The organism is Janthinobacterium sp. GL_088, assembly GCF_057837845.1.
Window position 1 is genome coordinate 4,634,372 of sequence record NZ_CM174453.1, and the last position, 24,729, is coordinate 4,659,100.

Annotated in this window: 22 protein-coding genes and 6 tRNA genes; 1 reads left to right on the forward strand and 27 read right to left on the reverse strand. The window is 58.4% G+C overall.

The window, feature by feature from the left end; all coding sequences use genetic code 11:
* Window positions 1–1,814: 1,814 nt before the first annotated feature.
* Entirely contained in the window at window positions 1,815–4,190 is a 2,376-nt protein-coding gene (locus tag AC3IQ7_RS20540) for a DOMON domain-containing protein (RefSeq protein WP_489207193.1), read from the forward strand.
* A 207-nt stretch (window positions 4,191–4,397) separates the two neighbouring features.
* Here AC3IQ7_RS20540 and AC3IQ7_RS20545 read toward each other — a convergent pair.
* The 27 genes from AC3IQ7_RS20545 to rpmF form a co-directional block, all read right to left on the reverse strand.
* A tRNA-Cys gene (locus AC3IQ7_RS20545) sits at window positions 4,398–4,471 on the reverse strand.
* Between the two features lie 40 nt (window positions 4,472–4,511).
* Window positions 4,512–4,587: transfer RNA gene (locus tag AC3IQ7_RS20550), tRNA-Gly, on the reverse strand.
* 83 nt (window positions 4,588–4,670) lie between these two features.
* Window positions 4,671–4,746 (reverse strand) — tRNA-Gly (locus AC3IQ7_RS20555).
* A gap of 55 nt (window positions 4,747–4,801) precedes the next feature.
* Window positions 4,802–4,877: transfer RNA gene (locus AC3IQ7_RS20560), tRNA-Gly, on the reverse strand.
* Between the two features lie 71 nt (window positions 4,878–4,948).
* Window positions 4,949–5,024, reverse strand: a tRNA-Gly gene (locus tag AC3IQ7_RS20565).
* 92 nt (window positions 5,025–5,116) lie between these two features.
* Window positions 5,117–5,192 (reverse strand) — tRNA-Gly (locus AC3IQ7_RS20570).
* Between the two features lie 105 nt (window positions 5,193–5,297).
* Window positions 5,298–5,882: a CDP-diacylglycerol--glycerol-3-phosphate 3-phosphatidyltransferase gene (pgsA, locus tag AC3IQ7_RS20575; protein WP_034749601.1), complete on the reverse strand. Its 585-nt coding sequence runs from the start codon at window positions 5,880–5,882 to the stop codon at window positions 5,298–5,300.
* A gap of 127 nt (window positions 5,883–6,009) precedes the next feature.
* Window positions 6,010–7,890: an excinuclease ABC subunit UvrC gene (uvrC, locus tag AC3IQ7_RS20580; RefSeq protein ID WP_099378413.1), complete on the reverse strand. Its 1,881-nt coding sequence runs from the start codon at window positions 7,888–7,890 to the stop codon at window positions 6,010–6,012.
* 24 nt (window positions 7,891–7,914) lie between these two features.
* Window positions 7,915–8,310 carry a holo-ACP synthase gene (gene acpS, locus AC3IQ7_RS20585; RefSeq protein WP_092714701.1) on the reverse strand — a complete coding sequence of 132 codons (396 nt, stop codon included), beginning with the start codon at window positions 8,308–8,310 and terminating at the stop codon, window positions 7,915–7,917.
* 21 nt (window positions 8,311–8,331) lie between these two features.
* On the reverse strand, window positions 8,332–9,093 hold the full coding sequence (gene pdxJ, locus AC3IQ7_RS20590) for a pyridoxine 5'-phosphate synthase (protein WP_489207194.1): 762 nt from the start codon (window positions 9,091–9,093) through the stop codon (window positions 8,332–8,334).
* Window positions 9,094–9,135: 42 nt separating this feature from the next.
* A complete protein-coding gene (recO, locus tag AC3IQ7_RS20595) occupies window positions 9,136–9,984 on the reverse strand; it encodes a DNA repair protein RecO (protein ID WP_489207195.1) in 849 nt (282 codons plus the stop codon).
* Window positions 9,985–10,012: 28 nt separating this feature from the next.
* Entirely contained in the window at window positions 10,013–10,915 is a 903-nt protein-coding gene (gene era, locus AC3IQ7_RS20600; RefSeq protein ID WP_034749612.1) for a GTPase Era, read from the reverse strand.
* 1 nt (window position 10,916) lies between these two features.
* Complete coding sequence (rnc, locus tag AC3IQ7_RS20605; RefSeq protein WP_034749615.1) at window positions 10,917–11,732, reverse strand: ribonuclease III; 816 nt, start codon at window positions 11,730–11,732, stop codon at window positions 10,917–10,919.
* Between the two features lie 74 nt (window positions 11,733–11,806).
* Window positions 11,807–12,724 (reverse strand): signal peptidase I, encoded by a 918-nt coding sequence (gene lepB, locus AC3IQ7_RS20610; RefSeq protein WP_489207196.1) that lies wholly within the window; start codon window positions 12,722–12,724, stop codon window positions 11,807–11,809.
* 3 nt (window positions 12,725–12,727) lie between these two features.
* Window positions 12,728–14,518, reverse strand: coding sequence for a translation elongation factor 4 (lepA, locus tag AC3IQ7_RS20615; protein ID WP_099378409.1), 1,791 nt, complete (start codon window positions 14,516–14,518; stop codon window positions 12,728–12,730).
* A gap of 317 nt (window positions 14,519–14,835) precedes the next feature.
* Complete coding sequence (locus AC3IQ7_RS20620) at window positions 14,836–15,081, reverse strand: glutaredoxin family protein (RefSeq protein ID WP_099378408.1); 246 nt, start codon at window positions 15,079–15,081, stop codon at window positions 14,836–14,838.
* A gap of 54 nt (window positions 15,082–15,135) precedes the next feature.
* Complete coding sequence (locus AC3IQ7_RS20625) at window positions 15,136–16,638, reverse strand: DegQ family serine endoprotease (RefSeq protein WP_489207197.1); 1,503 nt, start codon at window positions 16,636–16,638, stop codon at window positions 15,136–15,138.
* Between the two features lie 410 nt (window positions 16,639–17,048).
* Window positions 17,049–17,357: an RseA family anti-sigma factor gene (locus AC3IQ7_RS20630; RefSeq protein ID WP_489207198.1), complete on the reverse strand. Its 309-nt coding sequence runs from the start codon at window positions 17,355–17,357 to the stop codon at window positions 17,049–17,051.
* 72 nt (window positions 17,358–17,429) lie between these two features.
* Complete coding sequence (gene rpoE / locus AC3IQ7_RS20635; RefSeq protein ID WP_035820241.1) at window positions 17,430–18,053, reverse strand: RNA polymerase sigma factor RpoE; 624 nt, start codon at window positions 18,051–18,053, stop codon at window positions 17,430–17,432.
* Between the two features lie 66 nt (window positions 18,054–18,119).
* Complete coding sequence (locus AC3IQ7_RS20640) at window positions 18,120–18,632, reverse strand: hypothetical protein (protein WP_099378405.1); 513 nt, start codon at window positions 18,630–18,632, stop codon at window positions 18,120–18,122.
* Window positions 18,633–18,752: 120 nt separating this feature from the next.
* Window positions 18,753–20,003: a beta-ketoacyl-ACP synthase II gene (fabF, locus tag AC3IQ7_RS20645; protein ID WP_322428341.1), complete on the reverse strand. Its 1,251-nt coding sequence runs from the start codon at window positions 20,001–20,003 to the stop codon at window positions 18,753–18,755.
* Window positions 20,004–20,032: 29 nt separating this feature from the next.
* Window positions 20,033–20,272 carry an acyl carrier protein gene (acpP, locus tag AC3IQ7_RS20650; RefSeq protein WP_008449912.1) on the reverse strand — a complete coding sequence of 80 codons (240 nt, stop codon included), beginning with the start codon at window positions 20,270–20,272 and terminating at the stop codon, window positions 20,033–20,035.
* Window positions 20,273–20,450: 178 nt separating this feature from the next.
* The gene (gene fabG / locus AC3IQ7_RS20655) at window positions 20,451–21,194 is read right to left on the reverse strand and encodes a 3-oxoacyl-ACP reductase FabG (protein WP_099378403.1); all 744 of its coding nucleotides are present in this window, start codon (window positions 21,192–21,194) and stop codon (window positions 20,451–20,453) included.
* Between the two features lie 53 nt (window positions 21,195–21,247).
* The gene (gene fabD / locus AC3IQ7_RS20660; protein WP_099378402.1) at window positions 21,248–22,189 is read right to left on the reverse strand and encodes an ACP S-malonyltransferase; all 942 of its coding nucleotides are present in this window, start codon (window positions 22,187–22,189) and stop codon (window positions 21,248–21,250) included.
* A 32-nt stretch (window positions 22,190–22,221) separates the two neighbouring features.
* Window positions 22,222–23,220 (reverse strand): beta-ketoacyl-ACP synthase III, encoded by a 999-nt coding sequence (locus AC3IQ7_RS20665; protein WP_489207199.1) that lies wholly within the window; start codon window positions 23,218–23,220, stop codon window positions 22,222–22,224.
* Window positions 23,221–23,235: 15 nt separating this feature from the next.
* On the reverse strand, window positions 23,236–24,303 hold the full coding sequence (gene plsX / locus AC3IQ7_RS20670; RefSeq protein ID WP_099378400.1) for a phosphate acyltransferase PlsX: 1,068 nt from the start codon (window positions 24,301–24,303) through the stop codon (window positions 23,236–23,238).
* A 210-nt stretch (window positions 24,304–24,513) separates the two neighbouring features.
* On the reverse strand, window positions 24,514–24,696 hold the full coding sequence (rpmF, locus tag AC3IQ7_RS20675) for a 50S ribosomal protein L32 (RefSeq protein WP_034749653.1): 183 nt from the start codon (window positions 24,694–24,696) through the stop codon (window positions 24,514–24,516).
* Between the last annotated feature and the right edge of the window lie 33 nt (window positions 24,697–24,729).

The window sequence follows — 24,729 nt, forward strand, 5'->3', positions numbered from 1 at the left end:
CTTTCAGATCGCGCCGCGAGAGAACTGCTACGTTAATCTGATACCAAAACACATTGCTAACGAGAACACCCACCGCTCGTTGCTGATAATCCGTACACGGCCAATTAAACCGGTGTTGGGCTTGGGATTTGAAACTGATAGTTGTCATCACGAACGATTGCAGAGAGAGAGTTGCAGCTTGGACTATTAACAAGCAGCAACATTAGCTCATCGAATGAAAACAACCATGAAATTGCCAACAAATATCCCTTTCAGCAAGCACCAACCGCTGAAAATAAGCTCTACGCTTTGTTTCCCACAAGGAAATACAGACAATCAATTAAGTCAGTACGACTCAAAATGACAGTCTCGGTGACCAACTGTGCATAATATTAAAATACAAAATATCGAAATTTTCACCATTCCTATCAATGCACAACTTTCAATCCACAGAAACTCCTGAGTAGCCCCCTTAGGTTTGCAACATAGTATTTAAACAAAACAGCATTGTAAAGATTATTTTCTATTTTTCAACATGTACATATAAATAATTACTACCACCGTCCATTTCCTTGCATTTTACAATGCCATAAAATCTATCCAATAATCACGTTTTTAATAATAATTATTAAGAACAGCTTAAATAATGAATTACATACTTGGCGCCCTCAGGAAGCAAGTGCAATACCTTTGCAGCAAAGTGCTGCCATGAAGAGAATCTACAAACATTTGACCACCCATCATAATTACCATGGGCGCACGACCTGACCTCCATTCGATCCATTGCCAAATGTCTTTGCCGTTCGGCCAACAACCTGATGCCGCCGCCCCCCCCCAAAAAAACAAATAGCGCGGAGAATTCAAGCGAGAACAGAGCACCACCTACTTCGCAGCCCCGCACAGCCCGTGCCAGCACGGGTCGAACGAGAATGTCCGCGCGCCGTGGCGCAGCTGATCTGAATCCAAATGGCCGGCAAACTAGGACGCTAAAGCGGAAAGTGACATGGGAGCCAATGGAGAGCAAAAAATCTTCATTACTTGTCGCCTTGCCATTGTCGAAAAAGAGACTTCAGCAAGGCCAACGGCCGCGCAAAGCCTGTGTCGCGTCAAATACCACTTAACCGACTGACCGGTCTAATCATCTGCATTCTTCTTAACTTGCGCGGCTTGGCGTGTGGCAACACCGATATGCCAGCCATGCCAAAGCAAAGGCCGACATCACCGGTTACATTGTCGGCTTCCACAACTGCAAGCGGACCTATTCAAAATAGGGAAATCTGCTGCAGCCCATTGTCGTGTTCGGAATTACCTGACTACGGCAGCGCACCCGAGGTGCTACGTGAATAGCCATTGCGTTTCCCATTAACAGACCTGATGCCCAAGAAAATGGCTCGCCCTCCAGAAAAATAAGCTGCCATGGATGCTGCATATCTAAAGATACATAACGACAGAATCCTGCAGGAGGCAGCATGCCACTTGTCGCTGATTCAGACCCCACGGATCAAGTACACCCGCCAATAAATTCCTGTGATTTCCAGCTTCCACAATCGGCGTACGGCTGTGGTACCAATCGTTAGCAGTGCTCGCTCTGCTAACGATTGGTACCTTGCATTACATCCGCTTCTGTTCGCCATAACTTCGCAATAATTTTCCATGGATTAGTTCGAAAACGAAAATCCTGAATATTTTTTAAACATATATAAACAAGCGGCCCTGGCAATTAGAGTTGATCACGGTCGTTGTTATTAATTAATGATAAATATTCCCAGGAAATACATTTCCCTCAATGTATTTTCAAAAAATCCGAACTTCGGTTACACTCCCGGACAATATTCATGCTGGCGTCGTCAGCCTGCCAACATGCAGACTTAAGGGTGATAGTGGATTCTTTTTTCAATACGTTCCGCAGTAAAAAGAAACTGGTCAGCGCATTTATTTTTTCGAGCTTAGCTGCTTTCGTCGAAGCGGGAGCACAACAAAAATCCAGGGATGAAAGTCAAGAACCAGCCCACCTGAAGGCGCTTCTAATTAAAAATACCTCGCCGGTCATTGATGGACTTCTGCTCGATGAGGCATGGAAAAGTGCGCCACTGTTCGAAAATTTTCATGAGTTTATGCCCGAGAGCGGTCGGCCTGTGCGACCACAGCTGCGCACTACCGTGCAGTTGCTGATCAATGAAGACGCCTTGATATTCGGCATACGCGCTTGGGATGATGCGCCAGGGAAGCAGCAAAGTTCGCTGGCGCGGCGTGACAAAGTAGGCACCGAACAAGACTTTATCGGCATCTGGCTCGATCCGACCGGCCATGGCCGCGCCGCCCAGTTCGTCCGCGTAAATATCGCCGGCGTGGTGAGCGACGGCATCTATCGTGCCGACGAGGACGAGACCGACCTTGGTCCCGATTTTCCTATCGACGCAGCAGTCCAGCGTCTTGCCGACGGCTACAGCATGGAGGTCCGCTGGCCATTGTCGAATCTGCGCTTCCCATACGCCGATGGCAAAACGTGGCGCGCCATGATCGAGCGTAGCGTGCCTCACGCCGGTGCCCTGCTGCTGACCAGTACCCCGCTTACTATCGATGCCTTAAGCCATATCGCCGTGTTGCAGGAGATCAGCGGCATGGAAGGCACAGTACTAGCGGTACGCGACCGCAGTTTTCTGGAAATAAAACCTGAGTTGACCATGCGCTCGACGCGCGACGCTGATAAGCAGGGCCAGCGCCACGCCAACCGGACCAGCTTAGGACTGGAGATTAATGCCAGGCCTCGCGCCGACTGGGTCTTCAACGGCACCCTGAATCCCGATTACTCACAGGTGGAAATCGATGAGCCAACTTCCAACGGAGCCAGCCGCATCGCACTCAGCCTTCCAGAGAAACGAGGATTTTTTCTGGAAAGCTCCGACGTACTCGGACTGCCTTTGGCCGCATTCTATTCACGCACGGTAGTCGATCCGGAATGGGGTCTGCGAGCGACTTGGCGTGCCGCCAAGGCTGATGCGACCGCGATGAGCCTACGAGATCGGGAAGGTGGAGTCATCCAGCGCGGTGGCGCCTACGAAACCTCCGAATTTGACCAGACGTCACGCACTCTTGCCAGCCTGGTGCGCGCGCGCTGGCACGGCGATGGCGCACTGCTGGGTGCCTTTGTCTCCCAGCGCGACTATGGTCTCGCTGGCTCAAACCATGTGACCGGTTTCGACGGACAGTGGCGCGGCGATGGCCAGCAGGCTGCGTGGTTGCTAATGCATTCAAAAACCAACGTTGGTTTCGTCGAACAAGCATCTCAGGCCCCGGTCCGCGCGCCAACCCGCAGCGGCACCTACCTTTCAGCCAAATTCAACCATATTAATGAGACTTGGTGGAACGACTTCCTCCTTGAGGCAAGCAGCCCCGGCTTCATTAACGATAACGGCTTCGTACCACAAACCGGTGTCGTCACGACCAAGATCAACGTCAATCGCCGTCTCGGACAGCATCGACTTGAACTGGAGTCAGTGTCGCTCGATTTATACGAGGTGGAAGCACACCTTGGCCTGCACGAGATTCGCACGCTACCAGATCCCACGCTAGGCCAACAGGTAAACCAAATTATCGAACGCAAGGTACAACCAGGGATCTCGCTACGCGCATCGCGCCAGACTGACTTCTGGGCAAATCTTGGCTTCGACCAGCAGCGTGCGCATCGAGAGGGACAGCTTCACAACACGCCGGCTGTGCACTTTGGATTCGGATCATCTCCGTTGCCATGGCTATCCAAGCTCAATGCCGAGGTGACGCTTGGCCGTCAGCTCGATGTTGACGCCGACCGCGTGGGCCGTGGCGGCAACGCTACTGCCGAAATGGGCTTGCGTTTTTCACTGCCACGTGGATGGGCGGTAGAACTTGAGCCGCGCTGGAACCGTGCCTGGGTCCAGGGAACGCTCGGACGGCCTGCATTCGTCGACAACAGTTGGCGCTGGCTCGGCATGCTGCATTTCACATCCACTGACTCACTGCGGCTTCTGGCTCAAAACACGGCAGCGGCGCGCAGCGACGACGGAGTTTCGGGCTTGGAGTCTTGGGCGGAGAGGCAAGTACACCGCTCACTGCTATACCGTCACCTCTGGCGCCACGGAAGGTCGCTGTCGGTTGGCTATTCGCATGACAGGACTCGCGAACCGACTAAGACCAATAAATCATTGACTTTGAAATTTCAATGGGAAGTTTAATGCAGAGCCACATGGAGCGGTTTCAAACCACAAGCGCAACACCAGGTTCATTAACAGTATTGATGAGGTGTTGCAGTAACGTGATCGTATTCACGCATGCGTATGTAGCAAGGCCACGTTTGTCATGAGCGATTGAAACCGCGCAGAAATGGCACAGCCATCTGGACAAAAAAATAGCCCACTCGAAAGTGGGCTATTTTTTTCATCTGGAGGCGAGGACGGGAATCGAACCCGTCTAAACGGCTTTGCAGGCCGCTGCATAACCTCTTTGCTACCTCGCCAGAGGAACTGCTGATGGGCCTTGCGGCACACCTTGAAAACTGGAGCGGGAGAAGAGTCTCGAACTCTCGACCTCAACCTTGGCAAGGTTGCGCTCTACCAACTGAGCTACTCCCGCATTGGAGCTTGGTTACCGCCTAATCGCGCCGACTACTGCGACGGATAAAAAAAGGAAGCCAGCTTAGCTTCCCTTTAGAATTCTGGAGCGGGAGAAGAGTCTCGAACTCTCGACCTCAACCTTGGCAAGGTTGCGCTCTACCAACTGAGCTACTCCCGCATTGGAGCTTCTATTTTCTGCTACTGCCATCTTGCTTTGCTGCTTCAGCTTTCGCTGGAGCGGGAGAAGAGTCTCGAACTCTCGACCTCAACCTTGGCAAGGTTGCGCTCTACCAACTGAGCTACTCCCGCATACGAACCGCTATTTTACTGCCTTTTGCTACCGTTTACCAGTGCTGCTTTACTGCTGATCCAGTATTCACTGGAGCGGGAGAAGAGTCTCGAACTCTCGACCTCAACCTTGGCAAGGTTGCGCTCTACCAACTGAGCTACTCCCGCAGTGGACAACATTGTATCAGAAGCTCTACTACATCGCCAGTACTACTTTTTACTGCATTCGCTGTTTTTACCTATGACACGATCCAGAAAACTGGAGCGGGAGAAGAGTCTCGAACTCTCGACCTCAACCTTGGCAAGGTTGCGCTCTACCAACTGAGCTACTCCCGCGTCATCAACAACAGGCCAGCATTATAGAGGGATTACAGGGGCTGTCAACGGGCAATATCTGGTGTTTTGCAAAATATTCCGCATAAAGCAGCCGCCTGCTTATTCTTAGTGCAAATTCCCCGCTTTTTCCTTGATCAAGGGCCATGCCAGGCGCAAGTAATAGAACATCGACCACACCGTCAGCACGCAGGCGATCCACAGCAGCTTTTCGCCCCACACGTGGGTATCGATCGCACCGAAGATCACTTCGTGGTACAGCAGCAGGGGAATGGCCGTCATTTGCGCGGCCGTCTTGATCTTGCCGATCGAGCTGACGGCCACCGATTTCGAAGCGCCGATCTGCGCCATCCATTCGCGCAAGGCGGAAATCGTGATTTCACGGCCGATGATGATGAAGGCCAGCACTGCATTGACACGGTCCAGCTGCACCAGCACCAGCAAGGCGCCCGCCACCATCAGCTTGTCGGCTACCGGGTCGAGGAAGGCGCCAAAGGCCGAGGTCTGGTTCCAGCGCCGCGCGAGGAAGCCGTCGAACCAGTCGGTCACGGCGGCAACAATGAAGACCAGCGTGGCAACCAGGTTCTGGTCGCCATGCAGCAGCATCGACGGCGGCAAATAAAACACGCCGACGACGAGCGGTATCAGGGCCACGCGCAGCCAGGTCAAAAGGATGGGAATATTAAAAGGCATAAAGGAGCAATCGGCCGACGGGTAAATTGAATATCAAGAAAGCGTGAAGAAAGCGCCACTAGTCTACATGGCCCCAGGATATTAGCCTAGTCCGGTTGCCGCAGCACCGGACCAGGCAAGCTATTCATCAATGCAACTGCTTGTAGATTTCTTCTGCCAGCTGAGTCGAAATCCCCTCCACCGACATCAAATCCTCGACACTGGCATCGACCACGCCGCGCAAGCCGCCAAAGCGCGACAGCAGCTTCTGGCGGCGCTTGGCGCCGATGCCTTCTATCTCTTCCAGGCGCGACGTCTGGCGCGTCTTGGCGCGCTTGGCGCGCATGCCGGTAATGGCGAAGCGGTGCGCTTCGTCGCGAATCTGCGCGATCAGCATCAGGGCCGCAGACTCCTTGCCCAGTTCCTGCGCCGCGCGGCCATCGACGAACAGCAGGGTTTCCAGGCCCACCTTGCGCCCTTCCCCCTTGGCCACGCCGACGATCAGGCTGATATCGAGTCCCAGCTCGGCGAACACCTGGCGTGCCATTTCGATCTGTCCCTTGCCGCCGTCGATCAAGACCACGTCGGGCATCACGCCATCGCCATTCGCCACTTTCTCGTAGCGGCGCATGAGGACCTGGCGCATGGCCGCGTAATCATCGCCGGGCGTGATGTCGTTGATGTTGTAGCGCCGGTATTCGCCGTTCTGCATGGCGTGGTGGTGGAACACGACACACGACGCCTGCGTCGCCTCGCCTTGCGTGTGGCTGATGTCGAAACACTCCACGCGCAGGCTGTCGAGGTCGCCCAAATCCAGGCGCAGCGCCTCGGCCAGCGCGCGCGTGCGCGACTGCTGCGAGCCCTGCTCGGACAACAATCGCGCCAGCGAAATCTCGGCGCCCTTTTGCGCCATCTCAAGCCACTGGCGGCGTTGCCCCTGCGGCTGGAAGATCAGGTTGATGCGGTGGCCGCACTGCTCCATCAGCGCCACCATCAGGGCTGGCTGGTCGAATTCGATATTCAGGATCAGGGTGCCGGGAATAAATTTTTCCGTGTAGTGCTGGGCCAGGAAGGCGGCCAGCACTTCCACCTCGATGGCTTCCTCGGCAATCGCCGCCGCATCGCTGAGCTGGCTGGGGAAGTAGGCGCGGTCGCCCAGGTGGCGTCCGCCGCGCACCATGGCCAGGTTGACGCAGGCGCGTCCGCCCTGCACCAGCACGGCGAGGATGTCCACGTCGGCGTCGCCCGTCGTTTCCATGCTTTGCTGGTGCAGCACGCGCGACAGCGAAGCGATCTGGTTGCGCACCACCACGGCCTGCTCGAACTTCAGCTCGGCGGCAAACGCGTGCATCTTCTTTTCCAGGTCCGCCATCACTTCGCTCTGGCGCCCGCGCAGGAAGCGCGCCGCGTTTTCCACGTCATTCTTGTAATCTTCCTTGCTGATCAGATCCACGCACGGCGCGCTGCAGCGGCCGATCTGGTGCAGCAGGCAAGGCCGCGTGCGGTTGGCGTACACGCTGTCCTCGCAGGTGCGGATGAGAAAAACCTTTTGCAGTATCTGCATCGACTCCTTGACGGCCCAGGAACTGGGGAACGGCCCGAAATACTGGTTTTTCTTGTCCACCGCGCCCCGGTAATACACCATGCGCGGCGCATCGCCATTGGTGATTTTCAGATACGGATACGACTTGTCGTCACGGAACAGGATGTTGTAGCGCGGTTGCAGCGCCTTGATCAGGTTGTTTTCCAGAATCAAGGCTTCCGCCTCGCTGTGCGTGACGGTCGTTTCCAGGCGCGCGATACGCTCGACCATCATGGCGATGCGGGGGCTGGCCAGGTTTTTCTGGAAATAGCTGGACACGCGCTTTTTCAGGTCGCGCGCCTTGCCGACGTACAACACCTTGTCGGCGGCGTCGAAATAGCGGTACACGCCGGGCAAGTTCGGCAGCTTGGCGACCGTGGCCAGCACTTGCGCGCGGGGGTCGGGCGGCGTTTCCGCCAAGGAAGGTTCTGGGCTTGCTTCGGTCATTGCTGGCTCATTGCGCACTTATCGTTACACTGCTTGCTCTACGATCACGAACGCGACCGCATATTCTTCTTCATCGCTGATGGTCACTTGCGCGCTCAGGCGGTGCTTTTCCATGAACTCGGCCAGCACGCCGCTGCAGACGATCATCGGCTTGCCGCTGGGGTGATTCAGCATCTGCGCGGCGGGCCAGGTCATCGGCATGCGCAAGCCCAGGCCGATGGCCTTGGAAAACGCTTCTTTGGCCGCGAAGCGCGTGGCAAGGAAGCGTACGCCGCGCACGGCGTTCTTGGCGCTGCGGGCGCGGAATTTTTCCAGCTCCTGCGGCCCCAGTATCTTTTTCGCGAAACGCTCGCCGTGGCGCGCCAGGGCCGCTTCGATACGGGGAATCTTGCAGATATCGGTACCGATGCCGTAAATCATGCTGCCTCCTTGGTCCCGCGTTTATGCCTTGCCAGCGAGACGCGTGGCCACCATGATGGCCTTCATTGCGCGCACGGCGTTTTCCCAGCCGACAAACACGGCATGCGCAACGATGGCGTGGCCGATGTTCAGTTCAGCAATATCAGGAATGGCAGCGATGGCCTGCACGTTGGTGTAATGCAAGCCGTGGCCCGCGTTGACCTTCAAGCCGCGCCCCACGCCGAACAGCACGCCCGCCTTGATGCGCTCCAGTTCCGCCAATTGCTCGGCGCCCTCGGTGTCCGCGTAGCGCCCCGTGTGCAGTTCGATCACGGGCGCGCCAAGCTCAGCGGCGGCGGCGATCTGCTGCTCGTCCGCATCGATGAACAGGCTCACGCGAATGCCCTCGCCTTGCAATTGTTGCACGGCCGCCTGCACTTCCTTGAAGTAGCGCACCACATCCAGCCCCCCTTCGGTCGTCACTTCCGTGCGCTTTTCCGGCACCAGGCACACGTCCGCCGGCTTGATGCGGCAGGCAAAATCGATCATCTCGGCCGTCACGGCCGCTTCCAGGTTCATGCGCGTCAGTAATTGCGGTGCAATGGCGATGACATCCGCATCCTTGATGTGGCGGCGGTCTTCGCGCAAATGCAGGGTAATGGCGTCGGCGCCCGCCTGTTCGGCCAGCAGGGCCGCGCGGACCGGGTCCGGATACGCGGTGCCGCGCGCATTGCGCAAGGTAGCCACGTGGTCGATATTGACGCCCAGGTCGATGACGGGGCCGGAAGGCTGCAAAAAGCTCATAGTGATGGTATCCGTAAAGTGCTGTCGTGCGGCAAACCGCCGCTACAGCTGCATTAAATCGATCAGTATCTGGCGCGTATTCAAGGTGGCGCCGCCCAGTTGATGGGCCAGCAAAAAGCGCATCAGCAGCTTGCTTTGCGCCTGCGTGGCCACGTCAAGATAATCTTCGCGCTCCATGTCGAGCAGGGTCTTGCCCGTGATCTTCGGCCAGGCATCGCTGGCGCGCGCCGGGCGCGGCCCCCGTTCCGGGTCGACCACGTACACCTGCCCCGCTTCGACGGCCTGGCGCGTGCCCGTGCAGCGCGTCAGGTCGGCCGCCACGCCCGTTTCCTTGAGCAGGGCGCGCTCGAACTTACGCAGCACGATGGGCGGCGGCTCATTGTGCGCCAGTTGATTCAAGGTGGCAACGTAGTGGTCGAACAGGACGGGATGCGGATCGTCGCGCGCCAGCAGTTTCACCAGCAATTCGTTCAAATAAAAGCCGCACAGCAAGGCGGTCTTTTCCAGCGGCAACATGCCCCCCACCCATTCCGCGCCCGTCAAAATGCGCAACTCGGACTTGCCCGTCCAGCCCGCCTGCAGGGGCTGGAACGTCTGCAGCACGCCGCGCAACTGCGAGTGGGGCCGCTTGGCGCCCTTGGCGACGAGCGCGATACGGCCGTACTCACGCGTAAACACGTCGACGATGAGGCTGGTTTCTTTATGCGGATAGCTGTGCAGCACGAAGGCTGGCTGGCCCGTGATGCGGCCGTCGCGCGTGGGCGGACGGCTACGCCGGGGCGCTGTGGGAGGTGCGGCCGGCGGCGCGATGGCCACCGGCGTAAGGATCGCCGCAGGTGCAGCAGATGAGGCTGGCGCAGGATGGTGCAGCGCTGGCGTGGTGGTGCTCATGCGTGTGGCGTCGCCCCCGGGTTGCGGATTACTCGTAGCCGTAGGCGCGCAAGCCCGCCTCGTTGTCGGCCCAGCCCGACTTGACCTTGACCCAGATTTCCAGGTACACGGGGCCGCCGAACAGCTTTTCCATGTCCAGGCGGGCCTGGGTGGAAACTTCCTTCAGGCGCGCGCCCTTATTACCGATGATCATGGACTTGTGCGTATCGCGCTCGACCAGGATGGCGGCAAACACGCGGCGCAGATCGCCCTCCTGCTCGAATTTCTCGATCAGCACGGTGCTCGTGTACGGCAGTTCGTCGCCGACGAAGCGGAACAGTTTTTCGCGCACGATTTCCGAGGCGAGGAATTTCTCGCTGCGGTCGGTGATGTCGTCAGGGCCAAAGATGGGCTGATTTTCCGGCAAGAAGCGCTTGATTTCGTTCTGCAAGCCTTCCAGCTGGAAGTGCAGCTTGGCCGAGACAGGCACGATGGCGGCGAAGTCGCGCATAGCGGCAATCTTTTGCGCGAAGGGCAACAATACAGCCTTATCCTTGACGCGGTCGGATTTATTGATGACGAGGATGCATGGCACTTCCTTCGGCAGCAGGTCCATCACTTGCTGGTCGGCCGGGCCGAACGTGCCCGCCTCGATCACGTACAGGATGACGTCCGAGGAAATCAGGGTGTTCGTGACGGTCTTGTTCAGCGTCTTGTTCAGCGCGTTCGAGTGGCGCGTCTGGAAGCCAGGCGTGTCAACGTAGATGAATTGCGCGTCCGGCACCGTCTGGATGCCCGTGATGCGGTGGCGCGTGGTTTGCGCCTTGCGCGAAGTGATGCTGACCTTCGCGCCGATCAGCACGTTCATCAGGGTCGATTTGCCCACGTTCGGGCGGCCCACGATGGCGATATAGCCGCAGCGGAAGTTGTCGGGCATTTTGGTGGCTGTCATGCTAGTGTCGATTCTGTTTAGTGTGAGCGGCGATCGCCGGGGCTGCAGGAGCTTGCGCGTCGTCGCTCTGGATGGTGGCAATGCCGGCCAGCTTGAGCTGGGCGGCGCGCGGTTTCGGCTTGCGGCTGGCGGCAGGCGACTTCAACAACGCCTGCTCGGCCACGTCCAGCGCCAGTTTGGCGGCGGCTTGCTCACCGGCGCGGCGGCTTCCGCCACGACCGTAGACCTGGATATTCAATTTTGGCACCAGGCATTCGATCTCGAATTCCTGGCTGTGGGCGGCGCCGTGGGTGGCCACCACATTGTACTGTGGCAGCGAAATTTTCTTGCTTTGCAAAAACTCCTGCAGCAGGGTCTTGGCATCCTTGCCCAGGGTTTGCGGATCGACCGAATCGAGGATGGGGATGTAGAAGGCGCGGATCACTGTGCTGGCGGCGTCAAAGCCCGTGTCGAGGAAAATCGCGCCCAGCAAGGCTTCCAGGGTGTCGGCGAGGATCGATGGACGGCGAAAACCGCCCGATTTGAGCTCGCCTTCACCCAGGCGCAAAAATTGCGACAGTTCCAGCTTTTGCGCGATTTCATACAGCGACTGCTGTTTCACCAGATTGGCGCGCAGGCGCGACAAGTCGCCCTCGTCGATGGACTTGAAGCGTTCGTACAGGATGGAAGCGACCACGCAGTTGAGGATGGAGTCGCCGAGAAATTCCAGCCGCTCGTTATGCAAACTGCTGTGGCTACGATGCGTCAAGGCTTGCTGCAACAGGCCAGCATCCTGGAACGTATAGCCTAAACGGGTTTGCAATAACTGAAGATTCATTGTTGTTTCTGTGTCATCTGAGTAATTCGGCTGGCCGCCGCGCGGGGAATCGGCGCGGCAGCCATAGGGGCGGCTTAGTGTATGCCGCCCACTCTTTTCGGATTGCTGAAGTTCATCCACACCAGGAATGCCTTGCCGACGATGTTCTCGTTCGGCACGAAGCCCCAGTAGCGGCTGTCCGCACTATTGTCGCGGTTGTCGCCCATCATGAAGTAATTGCCTTGTGGCACTACACACGTAAAACCGTCTTCGTTGTAGTCGCACGCATCCTTGTGCGGGAAATCCTTCACTTCGCGCAAGTTCAACGTAGGAGCTGGCTCGTCGTTGAGGATGCGGTGGCTCACGCCCGTCAGGTTTTCTTCCAGCTGCTTGTGGTAAACAGTGCTTTCATCATCCAGATAGTCGTCCAGCGGGGTGTAGGCGACTTCCTTGCCGTTGACCGTCAAGCGCTTGTTTTCATAGGTGATTTTATCACCGGGCACACCGATCACGCGCTTGATATAGTCTTGCGACATATCTTTCGGGTACTTGAACACCATCACGTCGCCGCGCTGCGGATCGTTGACTTCAATGATGCGCTTGTTGACGATCGGCAAACGAATGCCATAAGTAAACTTGTTGACCAGGATCAGATCGCCCACCAGCAAGGTCGGCACCATCGAGCTCGACGGGATCTTGAATGGCTCATACAGGAACGAGCGCAGGCAGAACACGAGGGCGATGACGGGGAAGAAGCTGCCCGAATACTCGACCCAGGTCGGCTGGCGCAACAGGGCCGCTTCGATGGTCGCGCGGCTGCCGCCCGCATCGGACTTGATGCCTTCTGCGGCCAGCTTGGACTGGCGCGCATCGAATTCAGCCAGGGCGCGGTCGGCCGCCTTGCGGCGCTGCTTGGACAGATAAAACACATCCAGGCACCAGACCAGGCCTGTCAATACCATCAGCACGAACAGGATTAAAGCGAAATTTCCTAAAATCACTTGCAGGTTCATGTATTAACCGTCCACTTGTAAAATTGCCAGGAATGCTTCTTGCGGGATCTCCACGGAACCCACTTGCTTCATGCGTTTCTTACCCGCTTTTTGTTTCTCCAGCAATTTTTTCTTGCGGCTGATGTCGCCGCCATAGCACTTGGCCAGCACGTTCTTGCGCAAGGCTTTCACGTTCTCGCGCGAAATGATGTTCGCGCCGATGGTCGCCTGGATGGCCACGTCGAACATCTGGCGCGGGATCAGTTCGCGCATCTTGGCAGCCACCTGGCGGCCACGGTACTGGCTGTTCGAACGGTGGACGATAATCGCCAGCGCATCGACTTTTTCGCTGTTGATCAGCATGTCGACCTTGACCACGTCGGCCGCGCGGTATTCCTTGAACTCGTAATCCATCGAGGCATAGCCGCGCGACGTCGATTTCAGACGGTCGAAGAAGTCCAGCACGATCTCGGCCATCGGCATTTCATACACGAGCTTGACCTGGCGGCCGTGGTAGCTCATGTCCATCTGGATGCCGCGCTTGCCGATACACAAGGTAATCACGGAACCAACGTATTCCTGCGGCATGTACAGATTGACCGTAACGATAGGCTCGCGCACTTCCTCGATGCGCGACGGATCGGGCATCTTCGACGGATTGTCAACGTTGATCATGGTGCCGTCGCGCTGGATCACTTCGTACACGACCGTTGGCGCCGTCGTAATCAGGTCCATGTCGAATTCGCGCTCGAGGCGTTCCTGCACGATTTCCATGTGCAGCAAGCCCAAGAAACCGCAGCGGAAGCCGAAGCCCAGCGCCTGCGACACTTCCGGCTCGTACATCAGGGCCGCATCGTTCAGTTTCAGTTTTTCCAGCGAGTCGCGCAGCGCATCATACTGGTTCGCTTCCACAGGGAACAGGCCGGCGAACACTTGCGGCTGCACTTCCTTGAAGCCAGGCAATGGCGCGACAGCAGGACGGCTGACCAGGGTGACGGTGTCGCCCACTTTCGCCGCTTTCAATTCCTTGATGCCAGCGATGATGAAACCCACCTGGCCTGCCGACAATTGCGGCAAGGATTGCGAACGTGGAGAGAACACGCCGATGTCTTCCACCAGCTGCACCGAATCGGTGGCCATCAGGCGGATCTTGTCTTTCGGTTTCAGGGTACCGTTGACCACGCGCACCAGCATGACCACGCCCACATAGGCGTCATACCAGGAGTCGACGATCAGCGCCTGCAGCGGCGCATCGGGATCGCCCTTCGGCGGCGGTACCTTGACGATCAGTTGCTCGAGCACGTCCAGCACGCCGAAGCCCGTCTTGGCCGAGCAATGCACGGCGTCGGCCGCGTCGATGCCGATCACGTCTTCGATCTCGGCAATGGCGTTCGGCGGATCCGCGTTCGGCAAGTCGATCTTGTTCAGGACGGGCACCACTTCCACGCCCAGGTCCAACGCCGTGTAGCAGTTGGCGACCGTCTGCGCTTCCACGCCTTGCGACGCGTCCACCACCAGCAGCGCGCCTTCGCACGCCGACAGCGAGCGCGACACTTCATAGCTGAAGTCGACGTGGCCTGGCGTATCGATCAGGTTCAGATTGTAGATCTGGCCATCGCGGGCCTTGTAGTGCAGGGCCGCCGTTTGCGCCTTGATGGTAATGCCGCGCTCGCGCTCCAGATCCATCGAATCGAGCACCTGCGCCTCCATCTCGCGGTCGGACAAGCCGCCGCACAATTGAATGATGCGGTCAGCCAGGGTCGATTTACCGTGGTCAATATGGGCGATGATGGAGAAATTGCGTATGTTGTTCATTAACTAATATAAGTGCGAAGTTGACGACACTGCTTTAACAGGAATCAGGGGGATCATGTCCGGGCCAAACAGGGCCAAAACCAGGCGCCCCACTCATGATGAAAAAAGCGCTCCGAGCAGGACATCTGCATGCCCAGGCGAGCGCTTTTGAAGCGACAGAAGCTGCTGCCTCGGACAGTAGCTTTTTCGACCTCCCCATTTTACCGGATTTCAGAGTAGAAAGCCCGTCTTATGAGGCCGGCACCGGGCCAAGCTGACATTTTCAGCTGTTTTCAGCACCAGAATGGTGCAATGCAGCGTCAATATTGATATTTAAACTACATCAGGCAGCGTCGTACCGCAGCTTCATCAAGGAAATAATGGCATAGCTCGGGCTGCGCCAGGTCGCCAAACAGCACCGGCACCAGCTCATCGAAACGCGCCAGCAGCGCGGCGTCGGGCGACGTATCGATATCGATCACGTCCACCGTGAACGGTGTTCCGGGCGGCTGCAGCAGGAGCAAGGCATCGAGCATATCCTGGCATAAATGGCAATAACTGCGGGAATAGAGGGTGAAGTGCATGAAGAAAAGGGAAAGGCATCCCGGCTGGAGCCGGGATGCAGGTGAATCAGAGACTTACTTGGCCGATGGACGCAGCGAAACGAATTGCGCCACGTCGCCACGGCGTACCAGCACGGCCGACGTCTTCTTCGGATCGAGCTTGGCCACCAGGACATTGAACTGCTTGGCATCTTTCACGGCAACGTTGTTCAACTGCAAGATCACATCGCCAGGCTGCAGGCCGGCGAGGGCCGCCACGCCATCGGCATCGTCGACCAGCACGCCCGCGTCGATCTTCAATTCCTGTTTCTTCGCGGCCGGCACGTCGCTGACCTTCAGCCCCAGCGCATTGACGGCTTGCGCTTCCGGCTCCTTGACGCCCTTCTTCGCCGTTTTCTCGCTTTCGAGCTCGACGACGGTGACGGGAACATCCTGCTGCGCGCCCTTGCGCCAGACGGTGATCGTGGATTTGCCATTGACGGCGGCGCCACCTACCAGGCGCGGCAAGTCGGACGAACGCTCGATCTGGGCGCCGTTGAATTTCAGGATGATGTCGCCCGCCTTGATGCCCGCCTTGTCGGCCGGACCGCCCGGCTCCACCATCGACACTTGCGCGCCCTTGGCGTTTGGCAAGCCCAGCGATTCCGCCACGTCCTTGCTCACTTCGCCGATCTGCACGCCGATGCGTCCGCGCACGACTTTACCTGTCTTTTTCAGCTGCTCGCCCACGCGCATGGCTTCATCGATGGGCACGGCAAACGAAATGCCATTGTAGGCGCCGGACAGGGTGGCGATCTGCGAATTGATGCCAATCACCTCGCCGCGCATATTGATCAAGGGACCACCGGAGTTGCCGGGATTGACGGCCACGTCGCTCTGGATCAGGGGCAAGTAGTCGCCCGTGTCGCGCGACTTGGCGGAAATGATGCCGGCCGTCACCGTGTTTTCCAGGTTGAACGGCGAGCCGATGGCGATCACCCACTCGCCCACGCGGATCTTGTTCGAGTCGCCGATGGTCAGGCGCGGCAGGTTGGCGCCCTCGATTTTCAGCAGGGCCACGTCGGTGCGCGCATCGGCGCCGATCACCTTGGCCTTGAATTCGCGCTTGTCCGTCAGGGTCACATACACCTCGTCGGCGCCGTCGACCACGTGGGCATTGCTCAGCACGTAGCCGTCCGCCGAAATAATGAAGCCGGAACCAACGCCGCGCTGTACTTCCTGCTCCTGCGGCACGGCGCGGCGGCCGCCGCGCGGCGCCTGCTGGCGCGGCGTCGGCATGGCGCCGCCAAAGAAGCGGCGCAGGAATTCCTGCATTTCCTGCTCGTCCTGTCCGCCCACGCCAGCCCCGGCGCCCCCCATCTTCAGGCGCTCGGTGGTACGGATATTCACGACGGCCGGACCGACGGCATCGACCAGGTCCGAGAAATCAGGCAGTTTGATGGCAGGCACGGCGGCCTGCGCTTGTGGCGCCAGGCCCAGCATGGTGGGAGCAAGGAAGACGCCAGCCGTACCGAACAATAAAGCGGAAAGCGTCTTCACTGAAAACGACTTGCTGGCGGCACACATGTTTTTTTTCATGGAAAGGATCTTTTCGAGTTTATAAACGGATCAAAACGCGGATCAGGCGATTGCCTGCGCGCATGATTGGCCGTCATGACGGAATCCCAGGGGTAAACCCACCTGACAGCGCGCATGGCAGCAACAATATATCGCAAAAGCAAGATATTACCTGCGCACAGTGTCAATCGTAGCGAAGGCCAGTGTCAAGGGGGCGGCGGGAACGTTAAGCCTGGCATAAGATGGAAAACGCGACAGCTAAGTAATCCTCAGGAAATTATTGTGAATTTATGACGAACAGAACCGGATGCTATGCAAGGCGCCCGCTGCGACGCAGTGCGAGCACTGCTAGCAGCGGGCAAGCCTCGTCGGCCACCTTGCAGAGCGCCGGTTATGGAAGTCAGAAATCACAATAATTTATTGGGGGTTACTTAGCGCTGCGCCAGCGGCTCGGCCACGCCCGGCGGCACGAGGGGCGGCAACGGCTCCACATGGGCAACCGCCCCTTCGGGCGCCGCCTCCGCGGCCAGGCGGCTGGCCAGGCGCGCGTCGAACTGGGCGCTCAGTGCATGGTCGTACTGCTCCGAGCGCAGCACGTCGCCGATGTGGCGATAGGCATCCCAGGCTTGCCTTCCCGATGGCGTATCGAGGGCGGCAAAAGCCAGTTCGAGTTCGCTCGCCGCCAGCTCGCCATCGGCCAGCGCGGAAATAGTCTCGTGCAATCGTGTATGCGTGTCCATGATGGGCCCTGCCATTTCAAGAAGATCGGTGCGAAAACCGGACGCAGCCATGCCAACTCCATACTCCCCAGATTACCAGCGCTTGTCAATCGGCATGTCCAACAACGGTTTCAATTTCTCCGCAATCACTTCGCGCGCGCGAAAAATCCGGCTGCGCACGGTGCCGATGGGGCACGCCATGATCTCCGATATTTCTTCATAGCTCAGCCCCTCGATCTCGCGCAGCACGATGGCCGTGCGCAACTCGATGGGCAGCACATCCATGGCCGCATTGACGGTGGCTGCAATCTGCTTGCTGGCCAGCACCGATTCGGGTGTATTGTTGTCTCGCAACTTATTGCCGTCATCGAAAGACTCCGCCTGCTCGGCGTCGGCATCGCTGGACGTGGCGGCGCGGCGCCCTTGCGTGACGAGATAATTCTTGGCCGTATTGATGCCGATGCGATACAACCAGGTATAAAAGGCGGCCTCGCCGCGAAAATGGCGCAGCGCCCGGTATGCCTTGATAAAGGTTTCCTGCACCACATCTTCGGCCTCCGCCGGGTCATGCACCAGGCGCGACACCAGGCGCATCAAGCGGCGCTGATATTTCGATACCAGCACATCGAATGCCCGTTTGTCGCCAGCCTGCACCCGCTCGACCAGTAACTGATCATACTCGCGCTCTGTCCTCACGCCCAATGTCCCTGTAGTCATGCAGCGTGGGCGCCTGTATGGATATAGAGTTGGCCCGCTGCAAGAAGTTCAGTGTTCGCCCCACTTTTATTCTTCCCTGTTCCGCGCCGCGATAGCCCGGCACGCCACGGCCAGCGGGCGGAAGGCGGTGCAGCTGCCGCCGCGCTGCGCCAGCAGCTGCGTGCGCCGTCCGGCGCCATCCGCCAGGCACAGCACCAGCAGCGACGGCCACAAGGTCGAGCCCGGCAACAGGCGCAGCCCCGCCCCAGCCGGCGCCACCACCGTGGCGGCACCGGCTTCCGGCACTTCGCCATGCTCCAGATATACCGCCAGCCGCAACTGCCCAACCGGCGAAATATCAAGCGCCTGCGGCTTTCTGCGCCGGCGCAGAAAAGCCAGTAAAAACACGCCGCCAGCCGCACTCAGCAAGGCACCAGGCAAGCCCAATGCATAGTCGCCCACCAGCTGGCCGGGCGCGGGCAGACTGCGCCAGACGCCACTCAAGGGCCAGGCGGCCAGCACCGCGCACAGCCCCAGCACCGCTTGCAACAGGCGCAAACAGACAGGCGTGCGAATGACAGCCGCTACCGCGATCGACATACTTCATGGGGAAAAAAGGCGCGCCGGCACCATGCCGGGCAAATTCAGCCGCCAACGAACGTTGGCGGCGAATCAGCGCTCACTACGATTTGACCGTAGCGAGCGCTTGAAAGTTCCTGCTTATTTCGCTTTACCGAAAATCAGCGTGCCATTCGTTCCGCCGAAGCCGAACGAATTCTTCACTGCATAATCGATCTTCATATCACGCGCCGTGTTGGCACAGAAATCGAGATCGCACGCCGGATCCTGGTTGAAGATGTTGATGGTCGGAGGCGACACCTGATGGTGCAATGCCAGGACCGTAAACACCGCTTCCAGACCGCCCGCGCCGCCCAGCAAATGGCCCGTCATCGACTTGGTCGAGTTGACGACCAGATTCTTGGCGTGATCACCGAAGGTGCGCTTGATGCCCATCACTTCCGCCACGTCGCCTTGCGGGGTCGACGTGCCGTGCGCGTTCAGGTACTGAATCTGATCCGCGTTCAAGCCTGCGTTGTCGAGGGCCGCGATCACCGATTTGCTGCCGCCGCTACCATCTTCCAGCGGCGAGGTCATGTGATAAGCATCTGCGCTCATCCCGAAACCATGCACTTCGGCATAGATCTTGGCACCACGGGCCACCGCGTGCTCGTACTCTTCCAGCACCATGACGCCAGCGCCCTCGCCCAGCACGAAGCCGTCGCGGTCGGTATCCCACGGACGCGATGCCGTTGCCGGATCGTCGTTGCGGGTCGACAAGGCACGCGCCGAAGCGAAACCGCCCAGGCCCAGTGGCGACACGGTCGATTCAGCACCACCGGCGATCATGACGTCGGCATCGCCGTACTCGATCATGCGCGCTGCGGCACCGATGCTGTGCAAACCGGTGGTACACGCCGTAACGATCGCCAGGTTCGGGCCCTTCAGACCATATTTGATCGAAAGGTTGCCAGAGATCATGTTAATGATCGAGGCAGGCACGAAAAATGGCGAAATACGGCGCGGACCGCGCTTTTCGTACTCGGACTTGGTTTCCTCGATCAGCGGCAAGCCGCCGATACCGGAACCGATGATCACGCCGATGCGCTCGGCGTTTTCTTCGGTCACTTCCAGGCCGGAGTCCTGCATCGCCTGGATGCCTGCAGCCATGCCGTAATGGATAAAGGTATCCATGTGGCGGGCTTCCTTACCGGAGATGTACTCTTCGATATTGAAGCCTTTGACTTCACCAGCAAAATGCGTGGTGAATGGCAGTGCATCGAACTTGGTAATCGTGGCAATGCCGGATTTACCTTCAATGATTGCGCCCCACGCCTCGGCAATAGTATTGCCGACAGGTGAAACGCAGCCCAGGCCGGTGACAACAACACGACGGTTTTTAGAACGGCTCAAGCGATTCTCCTGAAGTCGGTCAGACAGGCTTAGGCCTTGACGTGTGCGGTGGCGTAGTCGATCGCCTGTTGCACGGTGGTGATTTTTTCAGCTTGTTCGTCAGGGATTTCCATTTCGAATTCGTCTTCCAGGGCCATGACCAGTTCCACGGTGTCCAGGGAATCGGCACCCAGGTCGTCGACGAAGGAGGATTCGATTTTGATGTCTGCTTCTGCAACGCCCAGTTGCTCAGCGACGATTTTCTTAACGCGTTGTTCGATATCCGACATGTTATGGCTCCAAAGTGTGTGTTACGGAAAGTGCGCGCATTTTATCAGGTTTGCGCGTCCGAATACTAATTTCGGTGTCTGCTGCTAATTCAACCGAAGCTGCTGCTAAAAGATGCGATTATAGACAAAAACAGCCGTTGAATCATGCCACAAACGCCCGCCCTGTCTAGCTTTCACATCAATTCATGTACATTCCGCCGTTCACGTGCAGGGTCGTGCCCGTGATATACGCCGCTTGCGGCGAGGCCAAAAAGGCCACGGCCGCTGCCACGTCTTCCGGTTTGCCCAGGCGGGACAGGGGAATTTGCGTCAACAGGGCCGCATGCTGCTCTTCGCTCAGCGCCTTGGTCATGTCGGTATCGATGAAGCCCGGCGCGATGCAGTTCACGGTAATGTTGCGGCTGCCGATTTCGCGCGCCAGGGCGCGGCTCATGCCTTCCACGCCAGCCTTGGCCGCCGCGTAATTCATTTGCCCCGGATTGCCTGACGAAGCCACCACCGACGTAATATTGATGATACGCCCAGTTTTGGCTTTCATCATGCCACGCAGCACGGCGCGCGACAGGCGGCCAACGGCCGACAGGTTCGTCGAAATGACGCTGTCCCACTCTTCATCCTTCATGCGCATGGCCAGCTGGTCTTGCGTGATGCCCGCGTTGTTGACCAGGATCGACAGGCTACCGTAGGTTTTCTGCACTTCATCGACGACGGCCGCGCAGCGCGCCGCATCGGTCACGTTCAGGACCAGGCCCTTGCCCGTCACGCCTTCGGCAGCCAGGTAATCGGTGATCGCTTGCGCGCCGCTTTCCGAGGTGGCGGTGCCGACCACGGTGGCACCCTGCTTGCCCAGTTCGGTGGCGATGGCGCGGCCGATGCCGCGCGAGGCGCCCGTGACCAGCACGATTTGATTTGCTAAATTCATGAGTATCCTTAAAGATGGCTGACGGCAGCCACAGCTGCACTGCCGTTTGCTGTTTATTTGAGCTGCGTCAAAATGCGTTCCAGCGATGCCTGGTCGACGATAGCGTCGCCCACCAGTACCGGATCGATGCGCTTGGCCAGGCCCATCAGGACCTTGCCCGGACCGCATTCGATCACTTGCGTGATGCCGTCGGCCGCCACTTTTTGCATGGTTTCCACCCAGCGCACGGGGCTGGCTGCCTGGCGCACCAGCGCATCCTTGATGCCGGCCACATCATTGACGATGGCCACGTCGACGTTGTTGATCAGGGCGATTTGCGGCGCGGCGAACGTCAAGCTAGCCATGTACTCGCGCAAGCGGTCCGACGCGGGCTTCAGCAGCGACGAGTGGAACGGTGCCGAAACGGGCAGCTTCATGGCGCGCTTGGCCCCCTTGGCCTTGGCCAGTTCACAGGCGCGCTCGACCGCAGCCGTGTGGCCCGCGATGACCACTTGCGCTGGCGCATTGAAATTGACAGGCTCGACCACCAGGGCCGGGTTTTCCGCCGCCGCTTCCGCGCACACGGCGCGCACGTCGTCATCCGACAGGCCCAGCACGACAGCCATCGTGCCCTGCCCGACAGGCACGGCTTCCTGCATGGCTTGCGCGCGGAAACGCACGAGCGGCACGGCATCCTTGAAGGAAATGACGCCGGCGGCAACCAGTGCCGAGTACTCACCGAGACTGTGACCGGCCACGACCGTCGGCACGGGGCCGCCAGCCGCCAGCCAGGCGCGGTAGAAGGCCACGGCCGCCGTCAGCATCACCGGTTGCGTGTTGGTAGTCAGGTCCAGTTCTTCCTTCGGGCCTTCAGCGATCAGCTTGCCCAGGTCGAATTGCAGGGCGTCCGACGCTTCGGCGACGGTCTGCGCAACCACGGGGTTGCCGGCGAAACCGTCGAGCATCGCAATCGCTTGCGAGCCTTGGCCTGGGAAAACAAATGCAAATTGTGTCATGTCGACTCCGTTTTTTTAATAGTGTTGCGGGATTACATGCGCGCCAGCACAGCGCCCCAGGTAAAGCCGCCGCCCACGCCTTCCATCATGACGTTGTCGCCCCTCTTGACGCGGCCATCGCGCACGGCAATGTCGAGCGCCAGCGGGATCGAGGCGGCCGAGGTGTTGCCATGCTGGTCGACGGTGACGACCATCTTGTCCAGCGGCAAGCCGAGTTTCTTGGCCGTGCTGTTCATGATGCGGATGTTCGCCTGGTGCGGAATCAGCCAGTCGATCTGGTCCGACGTCATGTTGGCGTGCGCCAATGCTTCGTGCGCGACCTTTTCCAGCACGGACACGGCCAGCTTGAATACGGCCGGGCCATCCATGTAGAGGAAGGCGCTGCCAGCCAGCGCGCCGCCAGCCAGGCTGCCGGGAACGCTGAGGATGTCCGAGTGGCGGCCGTCCGCGTGCAATTTGGTGGCCAGGATGCCCGGCTCTTTTGACGCCGTCATGACGATGGCGCCGGCGCCGTCGCCGAACAGCACGCAGGTGCCGCGGTCGTCGAAATTGAGGATGCGCGAAAACACTTCGGCGCCGATCACCAGCACGTTTTTATGCATGCCCGACTGGATGAAGCTGTCGGCCGTGGCCACCGCATACACGAAACCGCTGCAGACGGCTTGCACGTCGACGGCGGCGCAGTTATTCGTGATGCCCAGCTTGTTTTGCACGATGCAGGCGGTGCTGGGGAAGCTGCCGAAGAAATCGGGGGTCGAGCTTGCGACGATGATCAGGTCCAGGTCGTTGCCGTTCAGGCCGGCCATTTCCAGGGCCTTTTTGGCCGCTTCCACGCCCAGGTCCGAGGAGTTTTGCGACGGCGCCGCGTAATGGCGCGCCGAAATGCCGCTGCGCGACACAATCCACTCATCCGACGTCTCGATGCCCTTGGCGGCGAGCTGTTCGGTCAAATCCTGGTTGGTGACGCGCTTCTCCGGCAAGTAGCTGCCGGTACCGATAATTTTGCTGTAAGTTTTGCTAAAAACAGTCATGCAAATACCCGTCCACTAAATGGTAGAGCTTGTTGATGTAGGTTCGTCCGGTACTGGCGTGCGCGGCATCAGCTCGGCGATCATGCTGGCCAGGTGTGCTTGCACGTCATTTTTTGCCGCATCAAAGGCGCGGCGCAAGGCCCATTCAAACGAATAGGCATCGGCGCTGCCATGGCTCTTGAAGACGAGACCACGCAAGCCCAGCAGGCTGGCGCCGTTATAACGCGATGGATTCAAGCGGTTACCGATGGCTTTCAGGGCCCCGCGGGCAATCAGCGCGCCCAGCATGGTAATCGGATTGCGCTTGAATTCGGAAGTGAGCACGTCTTTCATGAAGCGCGCCAGGCCTTCGATGGCTTTCAGGGTGACATTGCCGACAAAACCGTCGCAGACGACGATATCGGTCGTGCCCTTGAAGATATCGTTGCCTTCCACGTTGCCGTAGAAGTTCAGCGCGCCACGCTCGTGGTCGGCCTGCAGCAGCTTCGCGGTGAGTTTCACCACTTCATTGCCCTTGATATCTTCCGTGCCCACGTTCAGCAAACCGATCGTCGGGCGTTCGATACCCTCCATGGCGGACACGAGCACGGAACCCATGATGGCGAACTGGTGCAAGTGATGCGGTTCGCAATCGACGTTGGCGCCCAGGTCCAGCATGTAGGTCGGGCCGTTCTTTTGATTCGGCAAGATGCTGCAGATGGCCGGGCGGTCGACGCCGGACATGGTTTTCAGTACGTAGCGCGACACGGCCATCAGGGCTGCCGTATTACCGGCGGAAACGGAGGCTTGCGCCACGCCATTCTTGACCTGTTCGATGGCCACGCGCATGGAGGAATCCTTCTTGCGGCGCAGGGCCACTTCCAGGGGATCGTCCATGGTAACTTGTTCGGAGGCATGCAATACCGACAGGCGCGGATGCGTGTCGGCTTTATGTTTTTTCAGTTCGGCACGGATCACGTCTTCCAATCCAACAAGGATCAGTTCGGCTTCAGGCTCATGTTTTACGAAGGAAATTGCTGCGGGGATAGTGACTGAGGGACCATGATCTCCGCCCATGCAGTCGATAGAAATTTTGATTGTCATTTGTGTTGATTCAATACCGCTGCGGGCGTGCGGCAAGATGTGAATCGGACTGGAGCATATGCAGGGCGCAGCATGTCATGCACCGCCTGAGCAAGCTTGATTCAAAATGACGGGTGCGCAAGATGAATTGCAGCCGATAAAAAAGAAGAAGCGGCGCCACGCCGAATAACCACGCAACACCGCTTTCATCTTACCCAACAAAAACGTCGATTACTCGTCGTTTTTGGTCTTCAACACTTTACGGCCACGATAAAAGCCGTTAGGGCTGATATGGTGACGCATGTGTGTTTCGCCGGTAACTGGCTCGACGCTCAATTGCGGCGCGACCAGGAAGTCGTGCGAACGGTGCATGCCGCGCTTGGAAGGGGTTTTCTTGTTCTGTTGAACTGCCATGATGACTCCTAATACATAAGTTCTAAAATTTTA